We start from the raw sequence: 14,719 nt of genomic DNA, 5'->3' as shown, positions 1-14,719 counted from the left end.
ATGAACGCCGCCCAATTGCGACGCGTCAATGCGGAAAGTTTTGCGCACTATCGTCAGGGCCTGATTGATCTGCTGCTCGACGCCGTGGGTTATGGCGCCAGCGTCGGTTTCATGGCCGACCTCGATGCCGCGCAGGCCCGCGCCTATTTCGATGAAGTGCAGCAACAAGTGAACAAGGGCAGCGTGTTGCTCTGGGTGGTGGTCAAGGATGAAGAGGTGCAGGCCAGCGTGCAGTTGGGCCTGTGCCAGAAGGCCAACGGCCTTAATCGCGCCGAAGTGCAGAAACTGCTGGTGCGCGAACAGGCGCGGCGTCGTGGCCTCGGCCAGCAATTGATGAATGCGCTGGAACTTGAAGCGGCCAAGCACAAGCGCGGCATGCTTTACCTCGACACCGAGGCCGGCTCCCCCGCCGAAGATTTCTACAAGGCCCTGGGTTACACCCGAGCCGGTGAAATTCCCGATTACGCCTGCGATCCGCATGGCACGTATCGACCGACCGCCCTCTACTACAAGATTCTGCAAGGAGCCCGGCCATGATTCCCGGCCAGTACCAGATCCAGCCCGGCGACATCGAACTGAATGTCGGCCGCCGCACCCTCAGCCTGAAAGTCGCCAACAGCGGCGACCGGCCGATCCAGGTCGGCTCGCACTATCACTTTTTCGAAACCAACGACGCGCTGACCTTCGACCGCGCCGCCAGCCGTGGCATGCGCCTGAATATTCCGGCCGGCACGGCGGTGCGCTTCGAGCCGGGGCAGAGCCGCGAGGTCGAGCTGGTGGAGTACGCCGGGCATCGCCGGGTGTTCGGCTTTGCCGGGCGGGTCATGGGTGATCTCTAAGTAATGCGGTGTCTGCTCTGGCCCCTTCGCGAGCAAGCCCGCTCCCACATTCGACCGCGTTCCTTCAGTTGAAAGGCGGTCAATTGTGGGAGCGGGCTTGCTCGCGAATCTGTGAGCGCAGCGAACAGCCTCAAAGACCATTGAATTCCAAGGCGAACACATGAAGATTTCCAGACAAGCCTACGCCGACATGTTCGGCCCCACCGTCGGCGACAAGGTGCGCCTGGCGGACACCGAGTTGTGGATCGAAGTCGAAAAAGATTTCACCACCTACGGCGAAGAAGTGAAATTCGGCGGCGGCAAAGTGATCCGCGACGGCCAAGGGCAGAGCCAGTTGCTCGCCGCCGAAGTGGTCGACACGCTGATCACCAACGCGCTGATCATCGACCACTGGGGCATCGTCAAAGCCGACGTCGGCCTCAAGGACGGGCGTATCGCCGCGATCGGCAAGGCCGGCAACCCTGACGTGCAACCGAACGTGACCATCGCCATCGGCGCCAGCACTGAAGTGATCGCCGGTGAAGGCATGATCCTCACCGCCGGCGGCATCGACACGCACATCCACTTCATCTGCCCGCAGCAGATCGAAGAAGCGCTGATGAGCGGCGTCACCACCATGATCGGCGGCGGCACGGGGCCGGCGACCGGCACCAACGCCACCACCTGCACCTCAGGCCCGTGGCACCTGGCGCGCATGCTCCAGGCCGCCGACGCGTTCCCGATGAACATCGGCCTCACCGGCAAGGGCAACGCCAGCCTGCCGGAGCCGCTGATCGAGCAGGTCAAGGCCGGCGCTATCGGTCTCAAGCTGCACGAAGACTGGGGCACCACCCCGGCGAGCATCGACAACTGCCTGAGCGTCGCCGACCAGTACGACGTACAGGTGGCGATCCACACCGACACCCTCAACGAATCGGGTTTCGTCGAAACCACCCTCGGCGCGTTCAAGGGGCGCACCATTCACACCTACCACACCGAAGGTGCCGGCGGCGGCCACGCGCCGGACATCATCAAGGCCTGCGGTTTCCCTAACGTGCTGCCGAGCTCGACCAACCCGACCCGGCCGTTCACCCGCAACACCATCGACGAACACCTCGACATGCTGATGGTCTGCCACCACCTCGACCCGAGCATCGCCGAAGACGTAGCGTTCGCCGAAAGCCGCATCCGCCGTGAAACCATCGCCGCCGAAGACATCCTCCACGACCTCGGCGCGTTCTCGATGATCAGCTCCGACAGCCAGGCCATGGGCCGCGTCGGCGAAGTCATCACGCGCACCTGGCAGACCGCCGACAAGATGAAAAAGCAGCGCGGCCCGCTGCCCCAGGACGGCGAAGGCAACGACAACTTCCGCGCCAAGCGCTACATCGCCAAATACACGATCAACCCGGCGATCACCCACGGCATCAGCCATGAAGTGGGTTCGATCGAAGTCGGCAAATGGGCCGACCTGGTGCTCTGGCGTCCGGCGTTCTTCGGTGTGAAACCGACGCTGATCCTCAAGGGCGGCGCCATCGCCGCCAGTTTGATGGGCGACGCCAACGCGTCGATTCCAACCCCGCAACCGGTGCACTACCGCCCGATGTTCGCCAGCTACGGCGGCTCGCTGCACGCTACCAGCCTGACTTTCATCAGCCAGGCCGCGCAGGAGGCCGGGTTGCCCGAGGCATTGGGCCTGAAGAAGAAAATAGGCGTGGTCAAAGGCTGTCGCGACGTGCAGAAAACCGACCTGATCCACAACGATTACTTGCCGAACATCGACGTCGACCCGCAGACCTATCAGGTCAAGGCCGACGGCGTGCTGCTCTGGTGTGAACCGGCGGAAACCCTGCCGATGGCCCAGCGTTACTTCCTGTTCTGACGCACGGCAAAAGGCCCCGGGGCCGTGTCTTGCACACGGTCCCGGGGCCTTTTTCATGGTGCTGGAAAAGCACGGTGCAAACGGTCGTGTATTTCCCGCCAAAGGGACTAATATTCGATTCGCTCCGCCTATTTTCAGGAACTGCCCATGCGTCTTTCCGAGTTCATCGTGGCCAATATCGACCCTATCGTCGATGAGTGGGAACAGTTCGCCGCGACCATCACGCCGGCCGCCGACTATCTGGATTCCACTGCGCTGCGCGATCACGCCAGCGAGATTCTGCGGGCCGCCGCCCGCGACATGAACAAGCCGCAAAGCCCCGCCGAACAGGCGGCCAAAGCCAAGGGCGAAGGCCCGGAAAAGACCCCGAGCCTGGACGAGGCCGGCGCCAGCCATGGCGAACTGCGCCACACCGTCGGTTTTGACCTGGTGCAGATGACCAGCGAATTCCGCCATTTGCGCGCCTGCGTGATTCGCCTGTGGGTCAACAGCCTCGAATCGCCGGACATCGCCTATTTCCAGGACATGATCCGCTTCAACGAAGCCATCGACGAAGCCCTCGCCGAATCCACTGCGGCCTACGCCGAGCAGGTCAACCGCTCGCGGGACATTTTCCTCGCCATCCTCGGCCATGACCTGCGCGCGCCGCTGCAAGCGGTGAGCATGTCCACCGAACTGCTGCTGCGCAAATCCAGCCTTGAGGGCGATGCCCTGGCCTGCGCCCAGCACATCAAGCGTGGCGCGCGGCACATGGCGACGATGGTCAGCGATCTGCTGGAACTGGTGCGCAGTCGGCTGGGCCGTAGCCTGCCGATCGAGCCGGCACCGATGGATCTGGCCGTTGCAGCGCGAGCGGCGATTGCCGAAGCCTGCGCCGGTAATCCGCTATCCGATCCCAAGCTCACGGTGCACGGCGACACCAGCGGGGTGTGGGACGCCGGGCGAATCGACCAGTTACTGCAAAACCTGATCGGCAACGCCTTGCAGCACGGCACCAGCCAGCGCGACGTGACCCTCAACCTGCGTGGCGAGGGCGACAACGTGTGCCTGTCGGTGCACAACTACGGCACGCCAATTTCCGAGGAGGCCATTGGCACGATTTTCGACCCGCTGGTGCGCAGCGCCGACGAAGAACTCGGACAGCCGTCGACCAGCCTCGGGTTGGGCTTGTTTATCGTCAAGGAAGTGGTGACCGCCCATGGCGGGACGATCGAAGTCAGCTCGAGCGCGGCTGACGGGACGTTGTTCAGTGTGGTGTTGCCGAGAAAGGTTTAAGCAGGCTTACCGCGTAATCGTTCTTCGCGAGCAAGCCCGCTCCCACATTTAGATCGCGATCTCCTGTGGGAGCGGGCTTGCTCGCGAAGGGGCCGGCAAAAACACTCAAAAACCAACGGTAAAACTATTCGACCACCAATCGCCCCAACCGCTGGCGCAGCATGCGATTCTCGGCTCGCAATTCCTTCACTTCATCAAGCAGATCAAGCGCCAGCGCGACGCCCTCCCACTCCAGCTCCAGCTCGCGCCGCAACTTCGCGGCGCGCTTGGCCAGGCTCAACTCGTAGTCGGTGAACCGCCATTCCCGGGGCTGCGCGCCCTGAGGTTCGAGGATGCCGTGTTCGACGATTTCGATCACGTAGACGTCCGACAGATCGGCCGCCTCACAGAATTCTGCCATGTCCAGTTGAACGATCAGGGGGCTGCTCATGATGGGCTACTCCGTCGTCGAATTCAGAAGTTCTCGCGTGGATTGAACGCGGCTTTCTTCGCCAGTTCCTGCCACAGCGCCTTGACCTCGTCGTCCGAAGTCTTCGGCATCACGGCCTTGAGCTGCACGAACAGATAACCGCGCTCACCGGCCTTGTTTTTCAAGCCATGACCCTTGGCGCGCATGCGCTGGCCGTTCTGGCTGCCGGCCGGAACCTTGAGGTTGATCTTGCCGGTCAGCGTCGGCACCGCCACTTCAGCGCCCAACGCCAGCTCCCACGGTGCCAATGGCAGGGTGATGATCAGGTTTTCGCCTTCAACATCGAATTTCGGGTGCGGCGCAAAGCGAATGGTCAGGTACAGATCACCATTGGCCCCGCCACCGATGCCCGGTGCGCCCTGCCCCTTGAGGCGGATGCGCTCGCCGTCGGTCACGCCCGCCGGGATCTTCACGTTCAGGCTCTTGCTGGTGTTGCTGACGTGCTGGCCGTTGGCGTTGTATTGCGGCACCTGAAAGGTGACCTTCTTCGATTCATTCGAGAGCGTTTCCTCGAGGAAGATCGGCAGTTCCATTTCCACGTCTTGCCCCCGGCGCCCTGCACTGCGTGATTGCCGACCCTCGCCGCCACCGAAACCGGGGCCGCGATTGCCGAAGATCGAACTGAAGAAGTCCGAGAAGTCGCCCGTGTCGCCACCGCTGCCGCCAAAGCCGCCACGGCTCTGCCAGCCCGGTGGGCCCTGGAACGGCTGACCGTGCTGGCCATAACGGCGCAGTTCGTCGTATTCGGCGCGTTTGTCGGCGCTTTTCAGCGCTTCATAGGCTTCCGAGGCGTCCTTGAACTTGGCCTCGGCGTCTTTTTCCTTGCTGACATCGGGGTGGTATTTGCGCGCCAGCTTGCGATAGGCAGCCTTGATTGCCTTGTCGTCCGCTGTCGGCTCCACGCCGAGTATCTTGTAATAGTCTTTGAAGTCCATCGAAGGAATCACCATCCGTTATCGATTTCGCGCCGAGGCCAGCATGCGCTCATTCGCGCGTGCCGGGTTGACCGATCTCAAGTTTGTGACCGGGTGGCGCAGCAGAAGTTTATCGGCAGTGGACGACGGTTCTTGCGACCGCCGGTATGTCTGCCGGCCCATGCCAGCAAGTTTGGGGCGAAGCTGCGACTTTCAAGAAGCTTAGTCGCGAAATAGCAGATGACCGGCCTTCGAATCTGCCGCGCACTGACATACACTGCGCGGCCGTTTTTTGACCGGAACCCGAAAGACATGAACAACGCCTCTCCAGCCCGTGCCTGCGGTATCGACTTCGGCACCTCCAACTCCACCGTCGGCTGGCTGCGCCCCGGCATGGAAACGATGATCGCGCTGGAAGACGACAAGATCACCCTGCCGTCGGTGGTGTTCTTCAACATCGAAGAGCGCCGTCCGGTTTACGGTCGTCTGGCCCTGCACGAGTACCTGGAAGGCTACGAAGGCCGGCTGATGCGCTCGCTCAAGAGCCTGCTCGGTTCCAAACTGATCAAGCATGACACCAGCGTCCTCGGCACGGCGATGCCGTTCAAGGATCTGTTGGGGCTGTTCATCGGCCAGCTCAAGAGCCGCGCCGAAACGGCCGCCGGTCGGGAGTTCGAGCAGGTGGTGCTGGGGCGTCCGGTATTTTTCGTCGATGACGACCCGCTGGCCGACCAGGAAGCCGAAGACACCCTGGTCGAAGTGGCGCGCAAGCTCGGTTTCAAGGACGTGTCGTTCCAGTACGAACCGATCGCGGCGGCATTCGACTACGAGTCGACCATCGAGAAAGAAGAGCTGGTGCTGATCGTCGACATCGGCGGTGGTACGTCCGACTTCTCGCTGGTGCGCCTGTCGCCCGAGCGTCGCGGCATGGACAACCGCCACGATGACATCCTCGCCACCGGCGGCGTGCACATCGGCGGGACCGACTTTGACAAACAGCTGAGCCTGCAAGGCCTGATGCCACTGTTCGGCTACGGCAGCCGGATGAAGAGCGGCGCCTACATGCCGACCAGTCACCACATGAACCTGGCGACCTGGCACACCATCAACTCGGTGTACTCGCAGAAATCCACCCTGGCGCTGGGCAGCATGCGTTACGACATCGAAGACACTGGCGGCATCGACCGTCTGTTCAAGCTGATCGAACAGCGCGCCGGGCACTGGCTGGCGATGGAAGTCGAAGAAACCAAGATCCAACTGACCCACGCCGACAGCCGCCACGTGCCGCTGGACCGGATCGAGCCGGGCCTGAGCGTGGAACTGAGCCGCGCCCTGTTCGAATCGTCGATCGACGCCCTGCTTGAGCGCGTGCGCGGCAGCGTTACGCAGTTGTTGAACGATGCCAACGTGTCGGTGGCGCAGGTCGATACGGTGTTCTTCACCGGCGGTTCCAGCGGCATTCCGGCGCTGCGCAACAGCGTCTCGGCGATGCTGCCGAATGCGCGACATGTTGAAGGCAACATCTTTGGCAGCATCGGCAGCGGTCTGGCGATTGAAGCCCGTAAACGCTATGGCGCCATGAACTGACCTGAAATCGGCGTTGCGCCTTTCGCGAGCAAGCTCGCTCCCACATTTGACCGCATTCCTTCAGTTGAAATGCAATCCAGTGTGGGAGCGAGCTTGCTCGCGAAGGCGCCAGATCAGGCAACACAGATCCATCGGTTACACCATCCCGCCCAGCTTCAACTCACTCTTCAGATACGCGTAATAAATCGGCCCCGCCACCACCCCCGGCAGGCCGAACGCGGCTTCGAACACCAGCATCGCCAGTAGCAGCTCCCACGACTTGGCACTGATCTGCCCGCCGACGATGCGCGCGTTGAGGAAGTATTCAAGCTTGTGGATAAAAATCAGATAGCCCAGCGCCGCCACCGCCACCCAGATCGACAGCGACAGACCGACGATGGTGATCAGCGTGTTCGACATCAGATTACCGATCACCGGCAGCAGGCCGAGCAGGAACGTCAGGACGATCAGGGTCTTGGTCAGCGGCAGCTTGATGCCGAACAGCGGCAGAATCACCGCGAGGAAGATCGCGGTGAAGAGGGTGTTCAGCAGGGAAATCTTGATCTGCGCGAAGACGATGTTGCGAAAGGCTTGAACCACCAGGTGCAGACGGTCGAACAGGGCGGCGGCCAGCGGTTTGCGCTTGGTCAGATCCGGCACTCGCTGCAGAGCAATGATCGCACCAAGGACCATGCCGATCAGCAAGGTGACGAACATGTGCGCCGCGTCCTTGCCCACCAGTTGCAGCTCGGCCAGGTGTTTGCTCGCCCATTCGCCGATGGCCACGCGAAACTCCGCAGCACTGGCCGGCAGGTAAGCATCGAGAAACGGTGGCAGTTGCCCGCGCGCGCGGTCGACCACGCCCATGAATTTGTCGAGCGAGGCGCCCGGGTTTTCCGCTTCGTGCAGCAGGAAACTGATGGCGCCGGCAAAGATCAACGCCAGCACGCTGACCACCAAAGTGCCCAGCAGCGCCACCGCCAGCCAGCGCGCGCGCCGCCCTTCGATCAGCCGCTGCAGTTGCGGGGTGAGCATGTTGACCAGCTCGAACACCAGCAAACCGGCCAGCAGGCTGGGCAACAAGCGCAATGGCAACGCCAGCAACAAACCGCCGCAAATGATGATGCAACTGACCCAAAACACAACATGACGCTCAGAAAACGTTGGCATACAGCCTCAAAACGAACGGCGTAAAAGGATTGGCAGTCTGCCAGCGATCCGGGGAGAGCACTAGGTATATGCGGTGCTTGAGATTGGCGGTGCCAAGACCGGTTTCTTCGCGAGCAAGCTCGCTCCCACATTGGATTGCGCACTTCTGTGGGAGCGAGCTTGCTCGCGAAGAGGCCAGCCCGCTCACCACAAGACTCAAGTGCTTACTTTTTCTTCAGGCAATCACTCATGAAGGTCTTGCGCGCATCGCCGGTCAGGGCCTTGGTTTTCGCGTCGGCGTTGCAGGTCTTCATTTTCTCCTGCTGCGGGGTCAGCACCTTGGCGTCATTGGCGGCCGGTGCAGCCTTGAGGCAGTTGCTCATGAAGGTTTTGCGCTCGTCGCCCTTGAGGCTCTTGGCGGTAGCGTCAGCATTGCAGGTGGTCATTTTGTTCTGTTGCGCCGTGGCGGCGAAACCTTGGGAACACAGAAGCAGACCGATCATCAACAAAGGGACACGCAACATCTTCATGGAGTTTTCTCCTTGTCGCCGCATCGATGGATGCGGCCTCTGCTGGAGTGTAGCCAAATCTTGTTACACCTTCCTGCCCTCCAGATGGCTGCGTCGGTATTGCTCCGGCGTACACCCGGCCTGACGGGCAAACATGGCGATGAAGGCCGAGCCGCTGCTGTAGCCGAGGTCGAAGGCGATTTCCTGCACGCTGCGGGTACTTTCCAGCGCCTCGATGGCTGCCAGATAGCGCAGGCGCTGGCGCCATTCGCCGAAACTCATCCCCAGTTCGCGCACGAACTGCCGGGCCAGCGTGCGCTCACTGACGTGTACCTGCGCCGCCCAGTGCGCCAGTGGCTGGTTGTTCCCCGGGTCAGCCTGCAATGCATCGAGAATCGCCAGCAACCCGGGGTTGCTCGCATACGGTAGATAGCACTCATGCACCGGCGCCTGTTGCAGTTGATCGACCAACACTTGGGCCAGACGCTGGTCAGCGTCGAGTTCGGGGATCTTCACGTCGCGGGCGGCGAAGTCCTTGAGAATCGCCTTGAGGATGTCGCTGATCGCCAGGGTGCAGGCGCGCGGCGGCAGATCGGCGCAGACCTTGGGATCGAGGCACACCGCGCGGTAGTTGACCGGTTGGTGGCTGTAGAAACTGTGCTCGACCTGCGGCGGCACCCACACCGCATAGTGCGGCGGCGACATGAAGCGGCTGCCGTCGACGTCCATGTGCAGCACGCCGTGGGCCGCGTACTCCAGCGTGCCCCACGGATGGCGGTGCGGCGCGGCGTATTCATGGGCGTTGAAGTCGGCATAGCGAAAGTACACCGCCGACGGCAGTTCGCTGAAATCCAGCAGATCGATGTGTTTGCTGTTCATGCTGTCCGGTTGCAGAGGCAGGTTGTCCGGTTCGCAGTATAGGGCTGCATCCAGACAGGCGATAATCACCGCTCATCAACGTTCTGGTTTTAACCCATGCAATACGCGTTTCCGCTGCTGGCGATTTTCATCTGGGCCGGCAATACCGTGATCAACAAACTGGCGGTCGGGGCGATCTTCCCCGCCGAGATCGGTTTCTACCGCTGGCTGCTCGCCGGGCTGCTGTTCACCCCATTCATGCTCAAAGCGGTGATCGCGCACTGGCCGCAGATCCGCCCCAATCTGGGCAAGATCTTCATCCTCGGCGTGCTCGGGATGGCGGTCTATCAAAGCCTCGCCTACTTCGCCGCGACGCTGACCACGGCGACCAACATGGGCATCATCCTATCGCTGATGCCGCTGATGTCGCTGGCCATGGCCATCATCAGCCTCGGCCAGCGCCTGACTGCTGGCGCATTGTTCGGCGCGGTGCTGTCGTTCGCCGGCGTGCTGGTGGTGGTGTCGTCCGGCAGCCTCGGCGCGCTGCTGCAACATGGGGTGAACCTGGGTGACGCGATGATGCTGATCGCCACCCTGGCCTACGCGATCTACAGCACCCTGCTGAAAAAATGGCAGCTGCGCCTGCCGCCGCTGGTGTTGTTGTACCTGCAGGTGTTGGTGGCGATTGTGGTGCTGTTTCCGCTGTACGCCGCCTCGCCGAAAACCGGCTTCACCGCGCAGAACATTCCGCTGGTGCTGTACGCGTGCCTGCTGGCCTCGATGCTCGCGCCGCTGGCGTGGATGCAGGCGGTACAGCGCCTGGGGCCGAGCCGCACGACGTTGTTCTTTAACCTGCTGCCGCTGATTACCGCGCTGATTGCGGCGGTGGTGCTGAAGGAGCAGTTGGCGATGTATCACCTGGTGGGTGGGGTGTTGACGTTGGGCGGGGTGATTCTGTCTGAGCGTTGGACCACGGTATTGGGCCGCCGGATCAGCGTTGCCTGATCTGGCCCTGTGGTGAGGGGATTTATCCCCTCACCACAAAAGCGAGTCACACGCCGGCAGCCTTCAGCCGCGCCGCATGCTCGACAAACAGCCGCACCGGATCCGCCCCCTTCCCCACCAGCCCCAGCGACTGATTGACGATGTCGAAGTGATCCAGCGGATAGTCATCGCCAATCACCGTGCCCAGGTGCGAGCTGTAGCGTCCGACCATCCCGTCACACTGCCCCGGCTCGCGTACGAAGGTTTTCGCAAACAGGCGACAGCTGCGATTGGTGCCGTCGAACAGGTTGCCGCCACGATCGGTCTTGCCCGGTTGCAACGTCCCCGACCACGAGTAATAACGCACGCCGTTGACCTCTTCCGGCCCGTGACCGCCCCATGTCTCGGGCAGGCCCTGTGGATAACGCTGATTGAACAGCGCCACGCCTGCACTGGTCAGCGATTGATGCGAGGCGTGGATGTCCACCGGCAGTTTCGGCCCGCGGTAACCGGTTTCCAGCAGCGCCATCAGCCAGCCGACAACACGCAGCAGCACCTCAAGCACGCGGCCCTTAGCGCTGTCCGCCGGATAGTGTTGCTGCAGATAGTCGGCCAGTTCCGAACCGTGATTAGGCCCGGCCACTGACGTCACCGAAGCCACCAGATCCGGCCGTTTGGCGGCGGCATAACGTGCGGTCAGCGAGCCTTGGCTGTGGCCAAACAGATTGACCCTCGCGGCGCCGGTCTCGCGCAGAATCTCGTCGATGCGCGCCAGCAGTTGCTCGCCGCGCACCTCGGTGGAGTTGAGCGGTGACACCTGCACCGCAATCACCGTCGCCCCGCCACGGCGCAACGCCTTGATGATCCCGTACCAGTACGGATACAGCACCAGCCGGATAAACCCGAGCATGCCCGGGACCAGCACCAGTGGATAACGTGTCGCCGTAGCGTGTGACATGGGCAAACATCCTTGTGGTCGTAAGTGGATGCCAAACGTGCAAAACGCCCGCCAAGCCTCCTCCGTGATGATGACAACGCCACCTTCAGCCTACTTCAGGCCCACTCCCCCCGCCACAATCAGTCCTACCGACCGCAAGCGATGAAGAGCATTACACCCCGCAAGCGGCGATTGCCACGCAAGGTCTGGGGCTGATGCCAAGGTCGCACGAAATCCCATAAAACTTTTTGCATCGCGCAGGACTCACAACTTGGGTAAACGATCACGCCTGTAGAGCGTGGCGCCATTGGATTAGCCTCCTGGAGATCAACATGAGCGACGACCTGCACTTGTCAGATGTCAAAACCCTGCGCGAACGTGCGCGGCAACACGTCGAGAACGGCGCGGTTACCGAGAGCTACAGCGCTAACCGTGAGGAGGTGCTGCGCCTGCTCAACGAATCGCTGGCCACCGAACTGGTCTGCGTGCTGCGCTACAAGCGTCACTACTTCATGGCCAACGGTCTGAAAGCCAACGTGGCCGCCGACGAATTCCTCGAACACGCAACCCAGGAAGCGCAACACGCCGACCGTCTGGCCGAGCGCATCGTGCAACTGGGCGGCGAGCCGGAGTTCAATCCGGACCTGCTGTCGAAAATGTCCCACGCCCAGTACGTGGCCGGGAACACCCTGAAGGAAATGGTCTACGAAGACCTGGTGGCCGAGCGGATCGCCATCGACAGCTACCGCGAGATCATTCAGTACATCGGCGAAAAAGACCCGACCACCCGGCGGATCTTCGAAGACATCCTGGCGCAGGAAGAAGAGCATGCGGATGACATGGCCGACATTCTGAAAGACCTGTAAGCCTTCAAAACCGCCTTCGCGAGCAAGCCCGCTCCCACAGTTTTTTCACTAACCTGTGGGAGCGGGCTTGCTCGCGAAGGGGCCCTATCAGTCACCGATCATTTTGTAGGTTTCACAGTGACTGGCGCCTTGCCCGCCTTCATCTGCTCCAGCAACGGCGCGCACTGATTCGGCTCACCACCGCTCGGCGCCACCAGCGCCAGCAGCCCGGCCGCCGGTGCAGCAATCACGCCCAGCGCTACCATCCCCGCCCCGCGCAGCATCAACGGCACAGCCTTGACCCCGGCGTCCGGCTTGATGAACTTGCCACGCACGTACAACGGTGAACGCAGCGAAATCAGACGCCAGCCCTTGGATTCCGGCGTTACCGTCAGATCCAGTTGCTCGGTGGCCATGTTCGCGGTGCCGTCGATGTAGATGATCGCGTTCTCGGTATCGAACACAAACAGCCGCGTGGTCGCCAGGCCGGTCTTGATATCGAAGTCCGCCGCCGCGCAGTTGATCTTCACTTCCTTGTCGCCGAAGACTTTGCCGACCACGTAGTTGCCGACGTTGAGCCCCGCCAGTTCCATCAGTTCACGACTGATGGCACCGTCGTTGATCAGCATCTTCAGGTTGCCGTTGGCCCCGCCCAGCAGTTTGGCTACGGAGTTGCCGCGCCCGCTGATATCAGCGTCGCCATTGAGTTCGCCGAAACTGGTTTTCATCGGTTCGAAGGTCGGGAACAACTGCTTGAGCTTGAAGCCGCGCGCAGTCAGTTTGGCCCGGCCTTCCAGCGGTTCGGTGCGACCATTGAGGCGGATCTGCGCGTCCAGATTGCCGCCGGCCACGCCGAAGCGCAGCGGTTCGAGACTGAGTTCGCCGTCGTTGAGTTTCAGGTGGGTATAGAGGTCGGTGAACGGCAGCTTTTCACTGTGGACGATGCGCTTGCCGGTGAACTCGACGTCGGCATCCATCGCGCGCCAGCGGTCGGTCTTGAATTCTTCCACCGGCAGCACTTTGTCGGTCGGCTGCTTGCTCTCGCCGCCGCGGGCCTTTTGCTTGTCATTCGAGTCGGCGCCGATCAGCGGCGCGAGGTCGGCGAACAGCAGTTGATTGGACAGCAGCGCCCCGCTGAGCTTGGGCCGTGGCTGACTGGCGACGTAGGTCAGGTCGCCATGAATATCGCTGCTGCCAATCTTGCCGTTGAACTGCTCGTAGGTGAATTTCGCCCCGGCGGCGTCATGCAATTTGGCGATCAAATGACCGTCGGTGGAATACGGCGGCGTGTCCGGCAGGGTCACGCCGGTCAGTGGATAGAGGTTGCCGAGGCTGGCGCCCGCCAGCTTCAGACGCAGATCGAGTGCGCCGAGGTTGAGCGGGTCAGTGAGGGTGCCTGCAAGTTCGATGCTGGTGGCGCCGATCTTCGCCTGAGCCTGCAGCGGGAACGGTCTGTTCGCGTCCTGCAACGCCAGCAGCCCGCCGATCTTGCCCTGGCCGGTGAGATTCTGGCCGTGGTACTGGCCTTTGACCTTCAGCGCGAACGCATAGTCCTGCGGCGCAGCGCCCTTGTCCTGGGCGGTCTTCGCGGCTTTGTCGCCGACGATCTCGCTGAACGGAATCGGCTTGCCCAGCGGATCGATCACCACGTCGAGATTGGTCTTCAGCGTCTGGTCATCCAGGGTGACGTGGCCCTTGTCGAAACCGATGGCACCAATGTCCACCACCCAGTTCGACGGCTCGGCATTCGGGTCCTTCGGATCGAACTTGAACGTCCAGTTGGCACGACCATCGGCCAGCCGTTGCAGTTGCGCGTTGGGTTCGGTCAGGTCGATGCGCGGGATCGTCACCCGTTGCGCCAGCAGGGCCAGCGGCGAAATGCGCAGTTCCACGCGTTTGAGCGTGACCATCTGCGGCTGCTTCGACCAGTCCGGGTTGCCCAGCGTCAGGTCTTCAGCCACCACATGCGGCCACGGCACCCAGGCCCGCCAGCCACCCTCGTCCGGCTCGCGTTGCCAGATCACTGCGAGGTTGCCGTTGATGGCGAACGGTCGATGCAGTTCTTCCGAGACTTTGGCATTGAGCGGCGGTTTGATCCGGTTCCAGTCGAAGAACACGATGATCAGAACCAGTACCGCCAGCAGCAGTACGAGGATGGCGAGGGTCCAACTGAAGATTTTTCCGGTGCGCGTCATGCACAAAACTCCTGATGACGACCGCACGCCGACTTCGCGACGCACAGCTGAAACGGCGGGCCAAAGCGGCCCTCATGAAATCTACGACTGGTAAACAGTGCGCAGGTTTAATCGGAATATAGATTCCGCGGCAAAAAATCGCCCGAATGCTGACCGATTGGTCGAACAGCGTTACCGCCACCCGCACATTTGCGAGGCGCGAGTGAGTCGAAAATACCCACTGCGGTGCAAAACCAGCGCCCGCAAACGCCCGAGCTAGAGCGCCTCGGCAGAACAATCAATTCTGTTGATTATTACCATTGCGTTTATGAACTTTTA

14 protein-coding genes are annotated in these 14,719 nt (G+C 61.8%); 7 read left to right on the top strand and 7 right to left on the bottom strand.

Annotated elements, in window-relative coordinates; genetic code table 11:
* The 4 genes from V9L13_RS23700 (at window position 1) to V9L13_RS23685 (ending at window position 3,975) form a co-directional block, all read left to right on the top strand.
* Window positions 1-537: a GNAT family N-acetyltransferase gene (locus V9L13_RS23700; RefSeq protein WP_003221211.1), complete on the top strand. Its 537-nt coding sequence runs from the start codon at window positions 1-3 to the stop codon at window positions 535-537.
* Entirely contained in the window at window positions 534-839 is a 306-nt protein-coding gene (locus V9L13_RS23695) for an urease subunit beta (protein WP_098966985.1), read from the top strand. Before V9L13_RS23700 ends, V9L13_RS23695 begins: the two co-directional genes overlap by 4 nt.
* Before the next feature lie 160 nt (window positions 840-999).
* The gene (ureC, locus tag V9L13_RS23690) at window positions 1,000-2,700 is read left to right on the top strand and encodes an urease subunit alpha (protein WP_027613556.1); all 1,701 of its coding nucleotides are present in this window, start codon (window positions 1,000-1,002) and stop codon (window positions 2,698-2,700) included.
* A gap of 147 nt (window positions 2,701-2,847) precedes the next feature.
* Window positions 2,848-3,975, top strand: a complete 1,128-nt coding sequence (locus V9L13_RS23685) for a sensor histidine kinase (RefSeq protein WP_338800670.1) — start codon at window positions 2,848-2,850, stop codon at window positions 3,973-3,975.
* A 124-nt stretch (window positions 3,976-4,099) separates the two neighbouring features.
* Here the strand turns inward: V9L13_RS23685 and V9L13_RS23680 are convergent, their stop codons facing one another.
* Window positions 4,100-4,405, bottom strand: coding sequence for a chaperone modulator CbpM (locus V9L13_RS23680; RefSeq protein WP_027613554.1), 306 nt, complete (start codon window positions 4,403-4,405; stop codon window positions 4,100-4,102).
* 23 nt (window positions 4,406-4,428) lie between these two features.
* A complete protein-coding gene (locus V9L13_RS23675) occupies window positions 4,429-5,379 on the bottom strand; it encodes a DnaJ C-terminal domain-containing protein (RefSeq protein ID WP_338800669.1) in 951 nt (316 codons plus the stop codon).
* A 291-nt stretch (window positions 5,380-5,670) separates the two neighbouring features.
* Here V9L13_RS23675 and V9L13_RS23670 point away from each other — a divergent pair, with 291 nt between their 5' ends.
* Entirely contained in the window at window positions 5,671-6,945 is a 1,275-nt protein-coding gene (locus V9L13_RS23670) for an Hsp70 family protein (RefSeq protein WP_003221197.1), read from the top strand.
* Between the two features lie 135 nt (window positions 6,946-7,080).
* Here the strand turns inward: V9L13_RS23670 and V9L13_RS23665 are convergent, their stop codons facing one another.
* The 3 genes from V9L13_RS23665 to V9L13_RS23655 form a co-directional block, all read right to left on the bottom strand.
* A complete protein-coding gene (locus tag V9L13_RS23665) occupies window positions 7,081-8,094 on the bottom strand; it encodes a hypothetical protein (protein WP_003221195.1) in 1,014 nt (337 codons plus the stop codon).
* 203 nt (window positions 8,095-8,297) lie between these two features.
* On the bottom strand, window positions 8,298-8,603 hold the full coding sequence (locus tag V9L13_RS23660) for a PsiF family protein (RefSeq protein WP_338800668.1): 306 nt from the start codon (window positions 8,601-8,603) through the stop codon (window positions 8,298-8,300).
* 63 nt (window positions 8,604-8,666) lie between these two features.
* Window positions 8,667-9,461 carry a helix-turn-helix transcriptional regulator gene (locus tag V9L13_RS23655; protein WP_338800667.1) on the bottom strand — a complete coding sequence of 265 codons (795 nt, stop codon included), beginning with the start codon at window positions 9,459-9,461 and terminating at the stop codon, window positions 8,667-8,669.
* Window positions 9,462-9,557: 96 nt separating this feature from the next.
* Here V9L13_RS23655 and V9L13_RS23650 point away from each other — a divergent pair, with 96 nt between their 5' ends.
* Window positions 9,558-10,445 carry a DMT family transporter gene (locus tag V9L13_RS23650; protein ID WP_003221189.1) on the top strand — a complete coding sequence of 296 codons (888 nt, stop codon included), beginning with the start codon at window positions 9,558-9,560 and terminating at the stop codon, window positions 10,443-10,445.
* Window positions 10,446-10,491: 46 nt separating this feature from the next.
* On the opposite strand, the gene V9L13_RS23645 is transcribed toward V9L13_RS23650, so the two are convergent.
* Window positions 10,492-11,382 (bottom strand): triacylglycerol lipase, encoded by an 891-nt coding sequence (locus V9L13_RS23645; RefSeq protein ID WP_338800666.1) that lies wholly within the window; start codon window positions 11,380-11,382, stop codon window positions 10,492-10,494.
* A 311-nt stretch (window positions 11,383-11,693) separates the two neighbouring features.
* Between V9L13_RS23645 and V9L13_RS23640 the strand changes: the two genes are divergently transcribed.
* A complete protein-coding gene (locus V9L13_RS23640; protein ID WP_003221186.1) occupies window positions 11,694-12,227 on the top strand; it encodes a ferritin-like domain-containing protein in 534 nt (177 codons plus the stop codon).
* A gap of 98 nt (window positions 12,228-12,325) precedes the next feature.
* On the opposite strand, the gene V9L13_RS23635 is transcribed toward V9L13_RS23640, so the two are convergent.
* The gene (locus V9L13_RS23635) at window positions 12,326-14,401 is read right to left on the bottom strand and encodes an AsmA family protein (protein ID WP_338800665.1); all 2,076 of its coding nucleotides are present in this window, start codon (window positions 14,399-14,401) and stop codon (window positions 12,326-12,328) included.
* Between the last annotated feature and the right edge of the window lie 318 nt (window positions 14,402-14,719).

The sequence above is a fragment of the Pseudomonas sp. RSB 5.4 genome, assembly GCF_037126175.1.
GTDB classification, from domain to species: domain Bacteria; phylum Pseudomonadota; class Gammaproteobacteria; order Pseudomonadales; family Pseudomonadaceae; genus Aquipseudomonas; species Aquipseudomonas fluorescens_H.
This window is presented reverse-complemented; position numbering and strand designations above follow the sequence as displayed.

What these genes read in the sequence shown, in the direction of transcription:
- V9L13_RS23700 (WP_003221211.1), top strand. Translation starts at nt 1, where the DNA reads ATGAACGCCGCCCAATTGCGACGCGTCAATGCGGAAAGTTTTGCGCAC.
- V9L13_RS23695 (WP_098966985.1), top strand. Translation starts at nt 534, where the DNA reads ATGATTCCCGGCCAGTACCAGATCCAGCCCGGCGACATCGAACTGAAT.
- ureC (WP_027613556.1), top strand. Translation starts at nt 1,000, where the DNA reads ATGAAGATTTCCAGACAAGCCTACGCCGACATGTTCGGCCCCACCGTC.
- V9L13_RS23685 (WP_338800670.1), top strand. Translation starts at nt 2,848, where the DNA reads ATGCGTCTTTCCGAGTTCATCGTGGCCAATATCGACCCTATCGTCGAT.
- V9L13_RS23680 (WP_027613554.1), bottom strand. Translation starts at nt 4,405, where the DNA reads ATGAGCAGCCCCCTGATCGTTCAACTGGACATGGCAGAATTCTGTGAG.
- V9L13_RS23675 (WP_338800669.1), bottom strand. Translation starts at nt 5,379, where the DNA reads ATGGACTTCAAAGACTATTACAAGATACTCGGCGTGGAGCCGACAGCG.
- V9L13_RS23670 (WP_003221197.1), top strand. Translation starts at nt 5,671, where the DNA reads ATGAACAACGCCTCTCCAGCCCGTGCCTGCGGTATCGACTTCGGCACC.
- V9L13_RS23665 (WP_003221195.1), bottom strand. Translation starts at nt 8,094, where the DNA reads ATGCCAACGTTTTCTGAGCGTCATGTTGTGTTTTGGGTCAGTTGCATC.
- V9L13_RS23660 (WP_338800668.1), bottom strand. Translation starts at nt 8,603, where the DNA reads ATGAAGATGTTGCGTGTCCCTTTGTTGATGATCGGTCTGCTTCTGTGT.
- V9L13_RS23655 (WP_338800667.1), bottom strand. Translation starts at nt 9,461, where the DNA reads ATGAACAGCAAACACATCGATCTGCTGGATTTCAGCGAACTGCCGTCG.
- V9L13_RS23650 (WP_003221189.1), top strand. Translation starts at nt 9,558, where the DNA reads ATGCAATACGCGTTTCCGCTGCTGGCGATTTTCATCTGGGCCGGCAAT.
- V9L13_RS23645 (WP_338800666.1), bottom strand. Translation starts at nt 11,382, where the DNA reads ATGTCACACGCTACGGCGACACGTTATCCACTGGTGCTGGTCCCGGGC.
- V9L13_RS23640 (WP_003221186.1), top strand. Translation starts at nt 11,694, where the DNA reads ATGAGCGACGACCTGCACTTGTCAGATGTCAAAACCCTGCGCGAACGT.
- V9L13_RS23635 (WP_338800665.1), bottom strand. Translation starts at nt 14,401, where the DNA reads ATGACGCGCACCGGAAAAATCTTCAGTTGGACCCTCGCCATCCTCGTA.